Genomic DNA, 15,920 nt, shown 5'->3' on the forward strand with positions numbered 1-15,920 from the left:
TAACCTTATATTTGAGCAATGACCAGAATTGAATATTTAGTAGCACATCCGTACGAAGTCGAGAAATCGGACATTCCACTTCTTAAAAAAGAGGTAGAAAAATACCCGTATTTCTACACATTGCGCGCTTTGTTACTTTATGGTTTAAAAAAGGAAAATCATCCTTCTTTTGAGGATTATTTAAATAAAACTTCTATTCATAGTAGCAACCGTGTTGATCTATACCACTACATGAATTCTGAAAAAATTGAACAAGAAATAATTTCAGAAGACAATGAAACAGATATTGTTACTTCTATTGTAGATGAAAAAATTACACCTTCAAACGTTGTTTTATCAGAAAACGAAAATATTACTGATCCTTTCATAGAAATAGAAAATGAAACGATTGAAAATGAGCATCAAATAAATGAAGTTAAATTAGATATTGAAAGTAATATTTCTGAAAATGAGACTAATAATGATGATGAAACTAAAAATAATGGCCTTTCTGAAATTGACATTGAGCATGCAATTCAACAAACAACAGAAATTGAAGTAAAAGAATTTATTATTGAAGAAGCGGAAGTTAATTATGAAGAAAAAACGTCTTCTCAAAAAGAAATAATCGAAATAAATTCTGATTCTACATTTTCTTTTTCAGATTGGTTAAAAAAATTTCCTTCTCAACAGAAAGATCAAAAAACGATAGAAGAGGAACAGGAAATTGCTGAAAGAGAAATAAAATATAAACTAATTGACGATTTTCTTGAAAAAAATCCTAAAATAGTTCCGATGAAAAAATCGGAAATTACTCCAGTAAATTCAGCTTCCAATTTTGTTCAAAACAGTGAAGAATATTCAGATTTAATGACTGAGACATTAGCACAAATTTACATTGAACAAAAAAAATATGATAAAGCAATTAAAGCTTATAAAATATTAATTTTGAAATATCCAGAAAAAAATGGTTTATTTGCAAATCGAATTAAAGAAATTGAAAATTTAAAAAACTCTAAATAATAAAATGGGACTATTTCAGTTTTTCATGGTTATTATCATGATATTAAGTGTATTACTAGTATTAATTGTATTATCTCAAAATCCTAAAGGAGGGGGATTATCTTCTACTTTTGGAGGTGGCGGAGGTAGCCAAATGTTTGGAGTACAAAGAACTAACAAGTTTTTAGACAATACAACATGGGGATTATTTATAGCTATCGTTGTATTAATTATTGGTGCGGGTGTAACGCATGAAAATCCAAATGCAATAAAACCAATAAAACAAACAACTACTGCTCCAGCTAATAATTTACCTGCTCAACCAGCAGCAAATGGAACTAGTCAAAATCAATTACCTGCTCAACCAGCGAAGTAATTCTTTTTAAAAAATATACAAGAAAACCTCAAATAAATTATTTGAGGTTTTTTTTGTTCAATAAAATCATAATATATTTAATTAATTATTGTTATATAATAAAGATTTAAACCTCTATCTTGCAATGAAAAAATATTTATATCTATTCATTTTGTTCACATTAATTTTTGGATGCTCTACACAGAAAAAATTAAAAAAAATACCTAAAGAAGAATTAACTATTTTAAGAACTTCTTTTGATGGTAATGGCTGTAAAAATGAGATTACGATATTTTCTAATTCAGACAATTTTAACCAATATCAAAAATCATTTATTATTCCTGGTAAAAAAAATAGTCCGCTAGATATTGTTGATTTTTCAGATAAAAAAATTGCTGTTATATGCAAAATGGATATCAGCAATTATGATGCTTCTGAATTAATTGTTAACAAGAAAAAAGGCATTTTAAAATTAACTAAGAGTAACACAGAATTTGATGATTCTATTAATACTTTATTTTTAGAAATTCCAAAAGAAATTCACTATCTAATACTTGAATATTAAAGCTTATGAAATCAAAATTTATTATTTTATCCCTTCTTATAGGAGGAACTGTTTTTGCACAGAAAAATCACTGGCATGAATTTAAAAACAAAAATTTCCAACTTAATGATTTAGTAGAAAGATCATCAACACCTAAAGATTATAAATTATTTAAATTAGACATTGGAAATTTAATTGACGATTTAAACAATACTTCGAATAAAGGATTGAATCAATCTAAAACAATTTATATTCCAAATGAAAATGGAGAATTAACAAAATATATTGTAGAAGAGGCTTCTATTATGGCTCCTAAACTACAAGAAAAATTTAAAACAATTAAGTCTTACGTCGGAAAATCTACTGATGGAAAATCAACCGTTAGATTCAGTTATTCACCATCTCATGGCTTTAGCGCTATGATTCATAAAGGTTATGAAATCTCCTACATTGATGCGTATACAGAAGATCTATCTACATACATTTCTTACAGTCGAAAAAATGTAGATGATAATATTAATTTCATATGTCATACTGATGATGTACAACAACAAAATTTAATTAATCAAGTAACAGAAAATTTCAGTCATAACAGAACAGTTGTTGATGGTAAAATGAGAAAATATCGATTAGCATTAGCCACAACTGTAGAATATTCTAGATACCACATAAACAGATCTGGAGCAACGAATGGAACAGATGAGGAAAAATTAGCTGTAGTTTTATCTGCAATAAATGTAGCTATGACTCGTGTAAATGGAGTCTATGAAAAAGAGTTTGGTGTTACAATGGAATTAGTTGAAGACAATGATAAAATTCTATTTATAACAGACGATGAATATACAAACAATGACGGAGAAGAAATGTTATCTGAAAATCAAAAAGTAATTGATGAAGTTATAGGTATTGACAATTATGATATCGGACACGTATTTTCTACTGGTGGTGGAGGTGTTGCATATTTGAGAAGCCCCTGTAGTACAGATAAAGCTGGTGGTGTTACAGGATTAGGAGCTCCTATTAATGATCCTTTCTATATTGATTATGTTGCCCATGAAATGGGACACCAATTTGGAGCACCACATACTTTTAACAATTCTTGTAGTGGAAATCGCTCAGGCGCTACAGCAGTTGAACCTGGTAGTGGAAGTACCATTATGGCTTATGCTGGTATTTGTCCTCCTAATGTACAAAATAATAGTGACCCTTATTTTTCTACTGTAAGTGTTAGTAATATATATAATTTTGTTACTTCTACAAATGGAAGTTGTTCAGTAAATTCTGATTCAGGAAACAATGAACCTGTCATTGTTCTAGATAAATTGTCATATAACATTCCTCACTCAACCGCTTTTGTTTTGGAAGCAACAGCTAGTGATCCTGATGGAGACGCAATAACATACAACTGGGAACAAACAGATACACAAATAGCTACACAACCTCCTGTATCTACTAATAAAAATGGACCAACATTTCGATCTCTTAATCCAACTACAGTAGGATACAGATACTTCCCTAATTTACAATCAATTGTTGATGGTAAATTAACTTTAGAGACAAATCCAGCTCCTATGAACTGGGAAGTTATTCCAAGCGTTGCTCGTACGCTAAAATTCTCTCTTTTAGTTAGAGATAACAATCCTAAAGGAGGTCAAACTGATCGTAAAAATGTTGTACTTGTTACAAAAGATTTCGGTCCATTCAAAGTGACTTCGCAAGCAACAACTGATTATTGGACTCAAAATTATCCAGCATCAATTACTTGGGATGTTGCGGGAACGGATGCAAATGGAATTGATACACAAAACGTAAAAATTTTATTATCGGTTGATGGTGGAAAAACATTTGATTATGTTTTAGCTGAATCAGTTCCAAATAATGGAAAATATGATTTTACAGTTCCAACAAATGTTACCTTGACAAAAGAAGCGCGCATTATGATTAAAGCGATTGATAATGTTTTCTTAGCTGTAAATGCTGCAAATTTTGAAATTTCTGATAAATTAGCAACTTCTGAAATCAATTCGAAAGATTTAGCTACGATTTCTCCAAATCCATCAAATGGAATTATCAATTTAGATTTTACAAAATCATTTACATCAGGTAAAATTACGGTGACAGATTTAGCAGGAAGAACAGTTTATTCAAACACGTTAAATTCTTCGAAATCTCAACAAGTTAATTTATCGAATTTATCAAATGGTGTTTACATTGTTTCGATTGAAGCAGGTAACGAACAATTCACGAAAAAAGTGATTATCAAAAAATAATTATTCATAAAAATCACTTTAAATGCCAAGTTGTCATACAACTTGGCATTTTTGTTTTAAGGAGTGAAATTAACTTATCCATAATGGCAGAAATTGTGTGTTGGCACGTTTTTCGTTTATTTAAAACCATCAATTATTAAAATAAAAATACAAATATGTCACAATTAAACATTAAACCATTAGCAGATCGAGTGGTTATTGAGCCTGCTCCTGCAGAAACTAAAACAGCATCAGGAATTATTATCCCAGATTCAGCAAAAGAAAAACCACAAGAAGGAATCGTTGTAGCAGTTGGTAATGGTAAAAAAGATGAACCAATAACTGTTGCAATTGGAGACAAAGTTCTTTACGGAAAATATTCAGGAACTGAATTAAAATTAGAAGGAAAGGACTATTTAATCATGCGTGAAGCTGATATTTTGGCAATCATCTAAATTTAGTTGTAATAAGTAAAATGTATTAAGTACAAAGTAACTTATTTTTTAATTTTTAATCATATTCGACTTAAGACTTAAGACTTAAGACATCAAAACATAAATAAAAATGGCAAAAGATATTAAATTCGATATTGAATCAAGAGACGCTTTAAAAAGAGGTGTTGATGCATTAGCAAATGCAGTTAAAGTAACATTAGGACCAAAAGGTCGTAACGTAGTTTTAGAAAAATCTTTCGGTGCTCCACATGTAACTAAAGACGGAGTTTCTGTAGCAAAAGAAATCGAATTGGAAGATCCAATCGAAAACTTAGGTGCGCAAATGGTAAAAGAAGTTGCTTCTAAAACAAACGACGTTGCTGGTGATGGTACTACAACTGCTACAGTTTTAGCTCAAGCTATCGTTCGCGAAGGTTTGAAAAACGTTGCTGCTGGTGCAAACCCAATGGACTTAAAACGTGGTATTGATAAAGCTGTTGCAGGAATCGTTGCTAACTTAAGAGAGCAATCTCAAGAAGTTGGTGATTCATCAGAAAAAATCAAACAAGTTGCTTCTATCTCTGCAAATAACGATGATACAATAGGATCATTAATCGCAGAAGCTTTTTCTAAAGTTGGAAAAGAAGGTGTTATCACTGTTGAAGAAGCGAAAGGAACAGAAACTTATGTTGACGTTGTAGAAGGGATGCAATTCGATCGTGGATATCAATCTCCTTACTTCGTTACAAATGCAGATAAAATGATTGCTGAATTAGAGAATCCTTACATCTTATTATGTGAGAAAAAAATATCTAACTTACAAGAAATCTTACCTTTATTAGAGCCAGTTGCTCAATCAGGTCGTCCATTCTTAATCATTTCTGAAGAAGTTGAAGGTCAAGCTTTAGCTACTTTAGTAGTGAACCGTTTAAGAGGATCTTTAAAAATTGCTGCTGTTAAAGCACCAGGATTCGGAGATCGTAGAAAAGCAATGTTACAAGATATCGCAATCTTAACACGAGGAACTGTTATTTCTGAAGAGCAAGGAATTACGTTAGAAACTGCTACTTTAGAAATGTTAGGTACTGCAGAAAGAGTAGTTATCGACAAAGACAATACAACTATTGTTAACGGAGCTGGTGATGCTGAGCAAATCAAATCTCGTGTTAACCAAATTAAAGCGCAAGTAGAAACAACTACTTCTGACTACGATCGCGAAAAATTACAAGAGCGTTTAGCTAAATTAGCTGGAGGTGTTGCTGTATTATACGTTGGTGCTGCTTCTGAGGTTGAAATGAAAGAAATCAAAGACCGTGTTGATGATGCTTTACACGCAACTCGCGCTGCTGTAGAAGAAGGTATCGTTGCTGGTGGTGGTGTTGCTTTCGTTAGAGCTTTATCTAACTTAACAATTGACACAACAAATGCTGACGAAGCGACAGGTGTTAAAATTGTAACGCGTGCAGTTGAAGAACCATTACGCCAAATCGTTCACAACGCTGGTGGAGAAGGTTCTGTAGTTGTTGCTAAAGTAAAAGAAGGAAATGGTGATTTCGGATACAATGCAAAAACTGACGAATATGTAAACATGATCGAGGCTGGAGTTATTGATCCAACTAAAGTTGCTCGTGTTGCATTAGAAAACGCTGCTTCTGTTGCAGGTATGTTAATTACTACTGAAGCGGTTGTTACAGAAATTAAAAAAGATGAGCCAGCTATGCCGCCAATGGGAGGCGGAATGCCAGGAATGATGTAATCATCAACTCATAAAAATATACAATAGAAAAAGCCATTCAGAAATCTGAATGGCTTTTTCATTAAGTCATAAATAATAAAAACTATATAATTGTCGACTTTCCCATCAATACGTTTTCAAAATTAAAATATGAATGATGATCATGATCGCTCAATAATATCTTCGCAATATAATTTGCTACAACAGATGTCGAATAATCACTCGTTTCATCTAAATCTGAAGTTACAATCAAATTATTAATCGCATTTTCCACCGCATTTTCTATTGCTTTCGCACCTTCTTCTAATCCCAAATAATGCAACATCATTGCAGCACTCAAAATAGAAGCCATAGGATTTGCAATTCCTTTTCCTTTTGCTTGTGGATACGAACCATGAATAGGCTCGAACAATGCATTTTCTGTACCAATAGAAGCCGAAGGCAACAAACCTATACTTCCTCCAATTACACTTCCTTCATCCGAAATAATATCGCCAAACATATTCTCAGTCAAAATCACATCAAATTGTTTTGGATTGATAATTAATTGCATCGCTGCATTATCAACAAACAAGAAATCTAATTCAACTTCTGGATATTCTTGGCTAATATCCATCGCAACTTTTCTCCACAAACGAGACGTGTCCAACACATTTGCCTTGTCTACCAACGTTACTTTTTTACGACGTTTCATTGCTTCCTGAAAAGCTAAATGTGTAATTTGTTCAATATCTTTTCTATTGTACGAACACGTATCATAGGCATGCGAACCATCTTGCGCCGTAAATTTTTCTCCGAAATAAATTCCATTAATCAACTCACGAAAAATAACCATATCTGTTCCTTCGATGTGCGAACGTTTCAATGGACTTTTCCCCAACAAAGATTCGTAAGCCTTAATTGGACGGATATTTGCAAATAAACCAAGTTCCTTTCTCAGCTTTAACAAACCTTGTTCGGGACGAACTTTAGCGTTCGGATTATTGTCATATTTTAGATCTCCAATAGAACCAAACAAAACCGCATCTGCATCTTTACATAATTGCAATGTCGCATCAGGCAAAGGATTTCCCGTTTCGTCTATTGCAATTGCACCAATCAAAGCTTCCTCAAATTCGAAATTATATTTAAAAATTTGTTCTACGACTTTCAGAACTTTTATTGTTTCCGAAACGACTTCTGGTCCTATTCCATCGCCAGAAAGTACTGCAATTTTATGCGTTTTCATGTTGTAAAGATTTATGGTTTTGTTCGTAAGTTTCTATTTTATCTTTTTGACTGATTAAAAAATCGATGTCATCATATCCATTTAATAAACAGATTTTTTTATAAGAATCAACATCAAAGTAGATGGTTTGATCTTGAATTTTTAAGGTTTGATTTTCTAAATTAACTTCAAATTCTGTTGAAGGATTTTGATCGATGATTTCAAAAATTTGATTTAAAATTTCATCTGAAACAACGATTGGTAAAATTCCGTTATTCAATGCATTTCCTTTGAAAATATCTGCAAAATAACAACTAATCACCACATCAAATCCGTAATCTTTGATTGCCCAAGCAGCGTGTTCGCGGCTACTACCACAACCAAAATTTTTACCTGCAACTAATATTTTTCCTGCATATTTTGAATCATTCAGCGGAAAGTTATCAATTGATTGATTATCTTGATTAAATCGCCAATCTCTGAATAAATTATCTCCAAAACCTTCTCTACTAATTGCTTTCAAGAAACGAGCTGGAATAATTTGATCGGTATCTATATTTTCTATTTTAATCGGAACAGCCGATGATTTTAATTGATTGATTGAATCCATTTTGAGTAAATTTTAATTGATATCAACAATTTTTCCATGAATTGCAGCAGCAGCAGCAATCAAAGGACTTGCTAATAATGTACGAGAATTTGGACCTTGACGACCTTCAAAATTTCTATTCGAAGTCGATACACAATATTTTCCTTCTGGAACTTTATCGTCGTTCATTGCCAAACAAGCCGAACAACCTGGTTCGCGCAATTTGAATCCAGAAGCTTCAAAAATTTTATCCAAACCCTCTTCTATCGCTTGTTTTTCTACTTGTTTCGATCCTGGAACAATCCACGCTGTTACATTTTCATTGCGCTGTTTTCCTTTCACATAATTTGCCACTTCACGCAAATCTTCGATTCTTGCATTGGTACAACTTCCGATAAACACATAATCAATTGGATGATTGATGATTGATTGATTATCTTGGAAACCCATATATTTCAATGCTTTTTCAAACGATTCTTTTTCATTATCGCTTAACGAATCTTTTGATGGAATGATATCTTTCACCGAAATTCCCATTCCCGGATTCGTACCAAACGTAATCATTGGATAAATATCCGCCGCATCAAATTCTATTTCTTCATCAAAAATCGCATCAGCATCACTTGGTAAAGTTTTCCAATACGCTACTTTTTGCTCCCACTCTTCTCCTTTCGGGGCAAATGGTTTATCTTTTAAATAAGCAAAAGTTGTTTCGTCTGGTGCAATCATTCCGCCACGAGCGCCCATTTCAATCGACATATTACAAACGGTCATTCGACCTTCCATCGACATATTCTCGAAAACATCTCCTGCATATTCACAGAAAAAACCTGTTCCTGCATTTGTTCCCACTTTAGAAATGATATATAAAATCACATCTTTTGGTTGAACATTTGGATTCAGTTTTCCATTAACTGTAATTCGCATCGATTTTGGTTTATTCATCAACAAACATTGACTAGCAAAAACCTGTGCAACTTGACTTGTTCCAATTCCGAAAGCAATTGCTCCAAAAGCTCCATGCGTAGATGTGTGACTATCACCACAAACCATGCTCATTCCTGGTTGCGTAACACCCAATTCTGGCGCAATAATGTGAACAATTCCTTGATACGGATGACCTAAACCATAAAAAGTAATATTATTTTTTTCGCAATTAATCGCTAATTGCTCTAATTGTTGTTTTGATAATGGATCTCGAACTGGCTGATCTTGATTAATCGTTGGTACATTGTGATCCGCAGTTGCAACAATTTGATTTGGTCGAAAAATTGGAATATTTCTCGCTTCTAATTCTGCAAAAGCTTGTGGACTTGTTACTTCGTGAATTAAATGTTTATCAATATAAATCACTTGTGGTCCATTTTCTACTTGGCTGACAACATGGGCATCCCACACTTTATCGAATAATGTTCTCATGCGAATTTTCTCTGTGATGTTTGATTAAACTGATGTATTAATCCAAGTAAATCTTCACGAACGACTTCTTTTTTTAGATCCGCAATTTCTAAAAATTGTTCATATAAAATATCTAATTCATTTTTAGATGTATCGAAACCGATATCTTTTAGACGATAAGCTAATGCTGAACGCCCGCTACGAGCTGTCAAAATAATAGAGGACTCATTAACTCCAACATCTGCCGGATTGATAATTTCGTATGTTTCACGATTTTTAATCACACCATCTTGATGAATTCCAGAACTGTGCGCAAAAGCATTCGATCCTACAATTGCTTTGTTTGGTTGAACCATCATTCCCATTGTATCAGAAGTTAATTGACTTAATTCTGTTAACATTTGAGCATTGATATCTGTATAAAAATTCAATTCTTTGTGTTGTCTAAAAATCATCACGATTTCTTCCAAGGCCGTATTACCAGCACGCTCACCAATTCCATTAATTGTACATTCTATTTGGCGTGCTCCATTTATAGCTCCTGCAACTGCATTCGCTGTCGCTAAACCTAAATCGTTATGATTGTGGCAAGAAATAATCACATTATCAATTCCTTGAACATGATCTTTCAAATATTTAATTTTATTTCCATACTCAAAAGGCAAACAATAACCCGTTGTATCTGGAATATTAAGAACTGTCGCACCAGCTTTGATCACTTCTTCACAAACTTGAGCAAGAAAAGCATTATCCGTTCTTCCTGCGTCTTCAGCATAAAACTCAACATCATCTACAAATGTTTTTGCATAAGCAACCGCTTCAACGGCACGTTCGATAATCGCTTCACGATTCGAATTAAATTTGTGAATAATATGAGAATCCGAAGTTCCAATTCCGGTATGAATTCTTGGTTTTACCGCATATTGTAAAGCTTTAGCTGCAGATTCTATATCTTTTTTGTTTGCACGAGTTAAACCACAAACTGTGGCATTTTTCACTAATTTTGAAATTGCATTTACGGCTTCGAAATCTCCAGGACTTGAAATTGGAAAACCAGCCTCGATAATATCAACGCCTAATTCGTCCAATCGAGCCGCAATTTCTAACTTCTGTTTTTTGTTTAACTTACACCCCGGCACTTGCTCTCCATCTCTCAGTGTCGTATCAAAAATTTGAATCTTCTCAGCACTCATTGCAATTAGTTTTGTTTGTTATTGTGATGTAAAATTAAAATTGTACTAACTTTAAATTTTCAAATTGAAAAGTGTTTTACAATTCTTAAAGCTAAAATATTTATCATAATCATTTTATTTTCAATACATTATATATAATTTAATTACAATGTCAAATCATAACAAAGACGCACTATTTAGTTTAATAAAGTCACTTAATCGTTCCGAAAAACGTCAATTCAAACTTTATGTAAATCGTCTGCAAATTAATGCAGATGCAAAATTTTTGTTATTATTTGAAGCATTGGATAAGTTGGAAGAATATGATGAAACGGCTATTTTGAAGAAAAAAATTACCACGAAACAACAATTATCTAATCTAAAAGCGCATTTGTACAAACAAATTTTGTTTAGCTTGAGAATGAATCCTTCGCAACAAAATTCGCGTATGCAAATACGTGAACAGTTTGATTTTGCTACGATTTTGTATCAAAAAGGCTTACACAAACAAAGTCTAAAAATGTTGGACAAAGCCAAAACTCAAGCCTTAGATTTTGACGAAAAAGCCATTGCTTATGATATTTTAGAACTCGAAAAAATTATCGAATCACAATTCATTACACGAAGTATTTCTGGTCGTGCAGATCAGTTGATTGAACAATCGGAGGAATTGAGTTTACAGAATTTACAAGCAAGTAAATTGTCTAATTTATCGCTAAAATTGTATAGTATTTTGCTCGAGAATGGATACGCAAAAGATGATGATGAAATTCAAAAAATTCAGAATTTCTTTGATTCGGAAACAAAAAATATCGATTTTAAGAAATTAAAATTCAAAGAGAAACTGTGGTTTTACAAAGCAAATGTTTGGTTGTCGATGTTAACGCAAAACCTACACTCTGCCTATGAATTTTCGAAAAAATGGGTTGAATTATTTTACGAGAAAAAAGAACGAATTCTTAGTCATCCAGTTTGGTTTATTAAAGGAAATAGCTATTTATTAAAGATCTTATACCTGAAAAAAAATTCTGAAGAATTTAAATTTTGGTTTGATAAATTAGAATCTGTTTACGAGATTTTGCCTCAAAATGATAATGTGGAAGCGCTTTGGTTTATCAATAAATTTAATAGCAAACTGAATTATTTTTTCATTAATCCAAAAGAAAATATTAGTCCATTTTTGATTAAAGATATTTTACGCGAAATTAAATCGCATCATCATAAAATCGATAATCATCATATTTTGGTGCTTTATCTAAAAATTGCTGCCTATTATTTCTTAAACAAAGATTGGGATAATTCGTTCGAGTATTGTCAAAAAATAATCAATAGTGAAGCGTCAATTCAAGAAGATTTACATTTTTACACCTTGGTTTTGATTATGATGAATTTGTATGATTCTGGGAATGATCAAGAATTGGATACATATTCGTACAAAACGCATCAATTCTGCAAAAAGATGAAAAATAGTAACATTATTACACGAAAAATTAGTTTATTTTTTATTGAATTGAATGATTTGTATCCTCATGAAAAAGTTAAAGCTTTCAGAGAATTAGATGATTTCTTGAAAGATTCGTACAATGAAAATTTGTTGCGTAGAAATACCAATTATATCAACCTTAGACGTTGGATGGAAGATAAAATTTAATAATAATTCCACTAAAATTATCATTTATCATATATTTACAACTAATTAACACTAAACATTATGTATCAAGATTACAAAGTTGGCGAACACAAAACCAATCAAGGTTTGAGATTAGCAAATTATTTAATAGATGGCATAGTATACTTGATATGTACATTTATTATTGGATTGATATTAGGTGTAGTAGCAGTAATGATGAATTTCCAATTACCTGAAAGCAATTTGATTTATAATATTATAGCAGCAATTGTTTTAGTTTTTTATTACTTTCTGATAGAATCTATCACAAAAGGACGTTCTATTGGCAAATTAGTTACCGGAACAAAAGTTGTGATGATAGATGGTTCTACACCTACCACGAAAGATTATTTTATGAGAAGTCTTTGTAGAATAATTCCTTTTAAGTTTTATCTTTTTTAGGAGAAAATGGTTGGCACGATAAGATTTCTAAAACTACAGTTGTCAATAAAAAAGCTTTTGAATTAGATTTATCACAAGCAGACAACATCGAAAGTATCGGAAAAACAGAGTTTGAATAATTTTCTATAAAATAAAATCTATTCAAATTATCTCAAAACAATAATTTATGTAAAAAATCATTGTTTTTTCTGCGTATTATTTCGCAAAAAAGGCTATTTATTAATACCTTTGCAACGTAAATATATTTTTGAGAAATGGAAAAACAACCTCAAGAGGTAGTGTTAGTTGGTGCTGGTATCATGAGTGCTACTTTAAGCATACTTCTTAAAAAAATAAATCCGGCAATTAAGATTTCTGTTTTCGAAAAATTAGATAAGATTGGATTTGAAAGCTCTGATGCTTTCAATAATGCAGGTACTGGTCACTCTGCTTTTTGTGAATTGAATTATACACCAATGGACAAAAATGGAGTGGTTAATATTGATAAAGCAATTAATATTGCAAAACAATTTGAAACTTCGAAAGAGTTTTGGTCTTACTTAGTCGAAAATAATTACGTTTCTTCTCCAGAAAAATTCTTACGTCCTACTCCGCATATGTCTTTTGTTTGGGGCGATGACGATGTAAATTTCTTGAAAAAACGTTACGAAAAATTATCTCAGCATCCTTTATTTAAGGATATGGAATATTCGGATGATGTTTCTAAAATCAGAGAATGGGCTCCATTAATTGTTGACGGTAGAAAAGGTAATGAAAAAGTTGCGGCAACGCATATGAACTTGGGAACTGATGTGAATTTTGGTGAATTAACGCGTCAAATTTTCAAAGGTTTACAAGACAAAAAAGAAATCACGTTAGAAACTGAACACGAAGTAAAAGACTTAACTCGTCTTAGCAACGGAAAATGGGCAGTTAAAGTAAAAGATTTAAAATCTGGAAATAACAAAGCACTTAATGCTGATTTCGTATTTATTGGTGCAGGTGGAGGAGCAATTTTATTGTTACAAAAATCTGGAATTCCAGAATCGAAAAAATTTGGTGGCTTCCCAGTTGGTGGACAATGGTTAATTTGTCAAAACGAAGAAGTCATCAAAAAACATCATGCAAAAGTATATGGAAAAGCAAAAATTGGTGCACCACCAATGTCTGTTCCTCACTTAGATACACGTGTTATTGATGGAAAACAATCTTTATTATTTGGACCATTTGCAACATTCTCAACAAAATTCTTAAAATACGGATCTAATTGTGATTTATTCAAATCTGTAAACTTAGGAAACGTAGGATTTTTGATGAATTGTGGTTTAAACAATATCGATTTAACAAAATACTTGGTAGAACAAGTGATGTTGTCTAAAGCGAAAAAAGTAGAAGAATTACAAGAATATTTCCCAGAAGCGAAATTAGACGATTGGTTCGAACAAACTGCTGGACAACGTGTACAAGTAATCGAAAAACAAGACGGAAAAGGAGTTTTGAAATTTGGTACAGAAATCGTTACATCTCAAGATGGAACAATGTCTGCTTTATTAGGAGCATCTCCAGGAGCATCTACATCTGTTAGTGCAATGTTGAACTTAATGAAACAATGTTTCCCAGACTTGATGAAAAACAACTGGAACGAAGCAATCAAAGAAATGATCCCTTCTTACGGTGAAGATTTAGCACAAGCTGAATTAGTTGAAGCATCAAGAGCCCGTACAACTAAAGTGCTTAAAATTTTAGATTAAGATTTTCTTACATCATATAATTATAAATCCTGATATTCATTTGTCAGGATTTTTTTTGCACGAAACTTAAAAGCATAAAAAAAGGTTTAAGAATAAATTCTCAAACCTTTTAATTTTTTCTGAACATCTTAGTCTTTCTTGTCTTCGCTTTTGATAATTTCGTATTCAACTTGCATCACTCCTGTGTTGGTGTGACCAATTTCGCTGAATGCAGCTTGACTTAAGTCTAAAACTCTAGATTTAGCGTATGGACCTCTGTCGTTGATTTCTACAACCACAGATTTACCATTTCTGATATTCGTAACTTTTACTTTCGTACCAAATGGTAAAGACTTATGGGCAGCCGTTAGTTCGTGTTTGTCGTACGTTTCACCACTAGCTGTCTTGCGTCCGTGGAATTTGTCTCCATACCAAGAAACAACTCCTGTCGAGATTTTTCGAGCACTATTCTCGATAAGTTCTCCAACCAACTTTTCATCTTCAACTGATAATGTATCTTTTTTGATGGTATCATTATCAATATCGTTACTAAATCTTTTCTCAGAAGCTGGCATAATAATTGTGTCATTATTACCAGAATCCTTAAAAATTTTACCATCAGCATTTGCTATTGGAAAAATCATTAACATTGCTATAAACGCTGTAATGCTTTTCGTCATCCTTTAGATTTTTCTGATTTACTTTGCAAATTTAAGGGTATAAACAGCTTCTTATTTAGAATTATTCTAATCAATTGATTTTTAATTCTAAAATCTCATGTGCTTTGCGAATTTAGATGCTTACAGCGATTTGTTAATTTAATGTTAAAATAAAACTATAATCCTAATTTTTTTGGGAATTATTTATTTAAATCGGATATACTATTGATTATCAATAAATAATAGTTTTGTATAATTTGAAGAAATTTATCTAATAAAGAAATAAAAAAGGTAAAGTTTATAAAACTTTACCTTTTCTTAATTTTTAAAGATTTAAAAATCAATTATAAACTAGCTAAAATGTCTTTTACTTTAGCTGAAATTAATTTCCCTTCCGCTTTACCAGCTAATTTAGATGAAGCAGCTCCCATTACTTTTCCCATATCTTTTGGAGAAGTAGCGCCAACCTCTGCAACAATTTCTGTAATTGCAGCTGTTAATTCTTCGTCTGATAATTGAGCAGGTAAAAATTGTTGAATAACTTCTGCTTGTGCCAATTCTTTTTCAGCTAATTCAGCACGTCCATTTGCTTCGAATTGTTCAGCAGCTTCTTTACGTTGTTTTACTAATTTTTGTAATAAAGCAATTTCTTGATCTTCTGATAATTCTCCGTTAGCACCTGATGTTTTTGCTAATAATAATTCAGATTTTACAGCTCTTAAAGCTTCTAAAGCAACAGTATTTTTAGCTTTCATCGCTTCTTTTAACTGTGCCATTATTTGAGTTTCTAAATTCATTTGTTTTGCTTTTAGACTAC

The 15,920-nt window shown here is 32.0% G+C and carries 15 protein-coding genes; 9 read left to right on the forward strand and 6 right to left on the reverse strand.

Annotated features, from left to right (window positions below; all coding sequences use genetic code 11):
* The first annotated feature begins 18 nt into the window (after nucleotides 1–18).
* The 6 genes from N5D03_RS05245 to groL all read left to right on the forward strand — a co-directional run bounded on the left by N5D03_RS05245 (nucleotide 19) and on the right by groL (nucleotide 6,319).
* The gene (locus tag N5D03_RS05245; RefSeq protein ID WP_280051091.1) at nucleotides 19–1,002 is read left to right on the forward strand and encodes a tetratricopeptide repeat protein; all 984 of its coding nucleotides are present in this window, start codon (nucleotides 19–21) and stop codon (nucleotides 1,000–1,002) included.
* 4 nt (nucleotides 1,003–1,006) lie between these two features.
* The gene (secG, locus tag N5D03_RS05250; protein WP_280051092.1) at nucleotides 1,007–1,357 is read left to right on the forward strand and encodes a preprotein translocase subunit SecG; all 351 of its coding nucleotides are present in this window, start codon (nucleotides 1,007–1,009) and stop codon (nucleotides 1,355–1,357) included.
* 124 nt (nucleotides 1,358–1,481) lie between these two features.
* A complete protein-coding gene (locus N5D03_RS05255) occupies nucleotides 1,482–1,901 on the forward strand; it encodes a hypothetical protein (RefSeq protein WP_280051093.1) in 420 nt (139 codons plus the stop codon).
* Nucleotides 1,902–1,906: 5 nt separating this feature from the next.
* Nucleotides 1,907–4,150 carry a zinc-dependent metalloprotease family protein gene (locus tag N5D03_RS05260; protein ID WP_280051094.1) on the forward strand — a complete coding sequence of 748 codons (2,244 nt, stop codon included), beginning with the start codon at nucleotides 1,907–1,909 and terminating at the stop codon, nucleotides 4,148–4,150.
* Between the two features lie 155 nt (nucleotides 4,151–4,305).
* Complete coding sequence (locus tag N5D03_RS05265; RefSeq protein WP_125349629.1) at nucleotides 4,306–4,584, forward strand: co-chaperone GroES; 279 nt, start codon at nucleotides 4,306–4,308, stop codon at nucleotides 4,582–4,584.
* Between the two features lie 109 nt (nucleotides 4,585–4,693).
* The gene (gene groL / locus N5D03_RS05270; protein WP_280051095.1) at nucleotides 4,694–6,319 is read left to right on the forward strand and encodes a chaperonin GroEL; all 1,626 of its coding nucleotides are present in this window, start codon (nucleotides 4,694–4,696) and stop codon (nucleotides 6,317–6,319) included.
* A gap of 82 nt (nucleotides 6,320–6,401) precedes the next feature.
* On the opposite strand, the gene leuB is transcribed toward groL, so the two are convergent.
* The 4 genes from leuB to N5D03_RS05290 are packed head-to-tail and all read right to left on the reverse strand — an operon-like array spanning nucleotide 6,402 to nucleotide 10,685.
* Complete coding sequence (gene leuB, locus N5D03_RS05275; RefSeq protein ID WP_115001717.1) at nucleotides 6,402–7,526, reverse strand: 3-isopropylmalate dehydrogenase; 1,125 nt, start codon at nucleotides 7,524–7,526, stop codon at nucleotides 6,402–6,404.
* A complete protein-coding gene (leuD, locus tag N5D03_RS05280; protein ID WP_115001719.1) occupies nucleotides 7,513–8,115 on the reverse strand; it encodes a 3-isopropylmalate dehydratase small subunit in 603 nt (200 codons plus the stop codon). The genes leuB and leuD overlap by 14 nt, the downstream gene beginning before the upstream one ends.
* A 12-nt stretch (nucleotides 8,116–8,127) precedes the next feature.
* Nucleotides 8,128–9,513 (reverse strand): 3-isopropylmalate dehydratase large subunit, encoded by a 1,386-nt coding sequence (gene leuC / locus N5D03_RS05285; protein ID WP_280051096.1) that lies wholly within the window; start codon nucleotides 9,511–9,513, stop codon nucleotides 8,128–8,130.
* A complete protein-coding gene (locus N5D03_RS05290) occupies nucleotides 9,510–10,685 on the reverse strand; it encodes a 2-isopropylmalate synthase (protein ID WP_125349634.1) in 1,176 nt (391 codons plus the stop codon). Before N5D03_RS05290 ends, leuC begins: the two co-directional genes overlap by 4 nt.
* Nucleotides 10,686–10,833: 148 nt before the next feature.
* Here N5D03_RS05290 and N5D03_RS05295 point away from each other — a divergent pair, with 148 nt between their 5' ends.
* The 3 genes from N5D03_RS05295 to mqo all read left to right on the forward strand — a co-directional run bounded on the left by N5D03_RS05295 (nucleotide 10,834) and on the right by mqo (nucleotide 14,465).
* Nucleotides 10,834–12,315, forward strand: coding sequence for a hypothetical protein (locus N5D03_RS05295; RefSeq protein ID WP_280051097.1), 1,482 nt, complete (start codon nucleotides 10,834–10,836; stop codon nucleotides 12,313–12,315).
* Between the two features lie 60 nt (nucleotides 12,316–12,375).
* The gene (locus N5D03_RS05300) at nucleotides 12,376–12,735 is read left to right on the forward strand and encodes an RDD family protein (RefSeq protein ID WP_115001726.1); all 360 of its coding nucleotides are present in this window, start codon (nucleotides 12,376–12,378) and stop codon (nucleotides 12,733–12,735) included.
* 254 nt (nucleotides 12,736–12,989) lie between these two features.
* A complete protein-coding gene (gene mqo / locus N5D03_RS05305; protein ID WP_280051098.1) occupies nucleotides 12,990–14,465 on the forward strand; it encodes a malate dehydrogenase (quinone) in 1,476 nt (491 codons plus the stop codon).
* Nucleotides 14,466–14,593: 128 nt separating this feature from the next.
* Here the strand turns inward: mqo and N5D03_RS05310 are convergent, their stop codons facing one another.
* Nucleotides 14,594–15,124: a septal ring lytic transglycosylase RlpA family protein gene (locus N5D03_RS05310; RefSeq protein WP_125349637.1), complete on the reverse strand. Its 531-nt coding sequence runs from the start codon at nucleotides 15,122–15,124 to the stop codon at nucleotides 14,594–14,596.
* A gap of 323 nt (nucleotides 15,125–15,447) precedes the next feature.
* Complete coding sequence (locus N5D03_RS05315) at nucleotides 15,448–15,900, reverse strand: GatB/YqeY domain-containing protein (RefSeq protein ID WP_125349638.1); 453 nt, start codon at nucleotides 15,898–15,900, stop codon at nucleotides 15,448–15,450.
* Nucleotides 15,901–15,920 lie beyond the last annotated feature (20 nt).

This window comes from Empedobacter sp. GD03861 (genome assembly GCF_029840885.1).
GTDB lineage: Bacteria > Bacteroidota > Bacteroidia > Flavobacteriales > Weeksellaceae > Empedobacter > Empedobacter falsenii_B.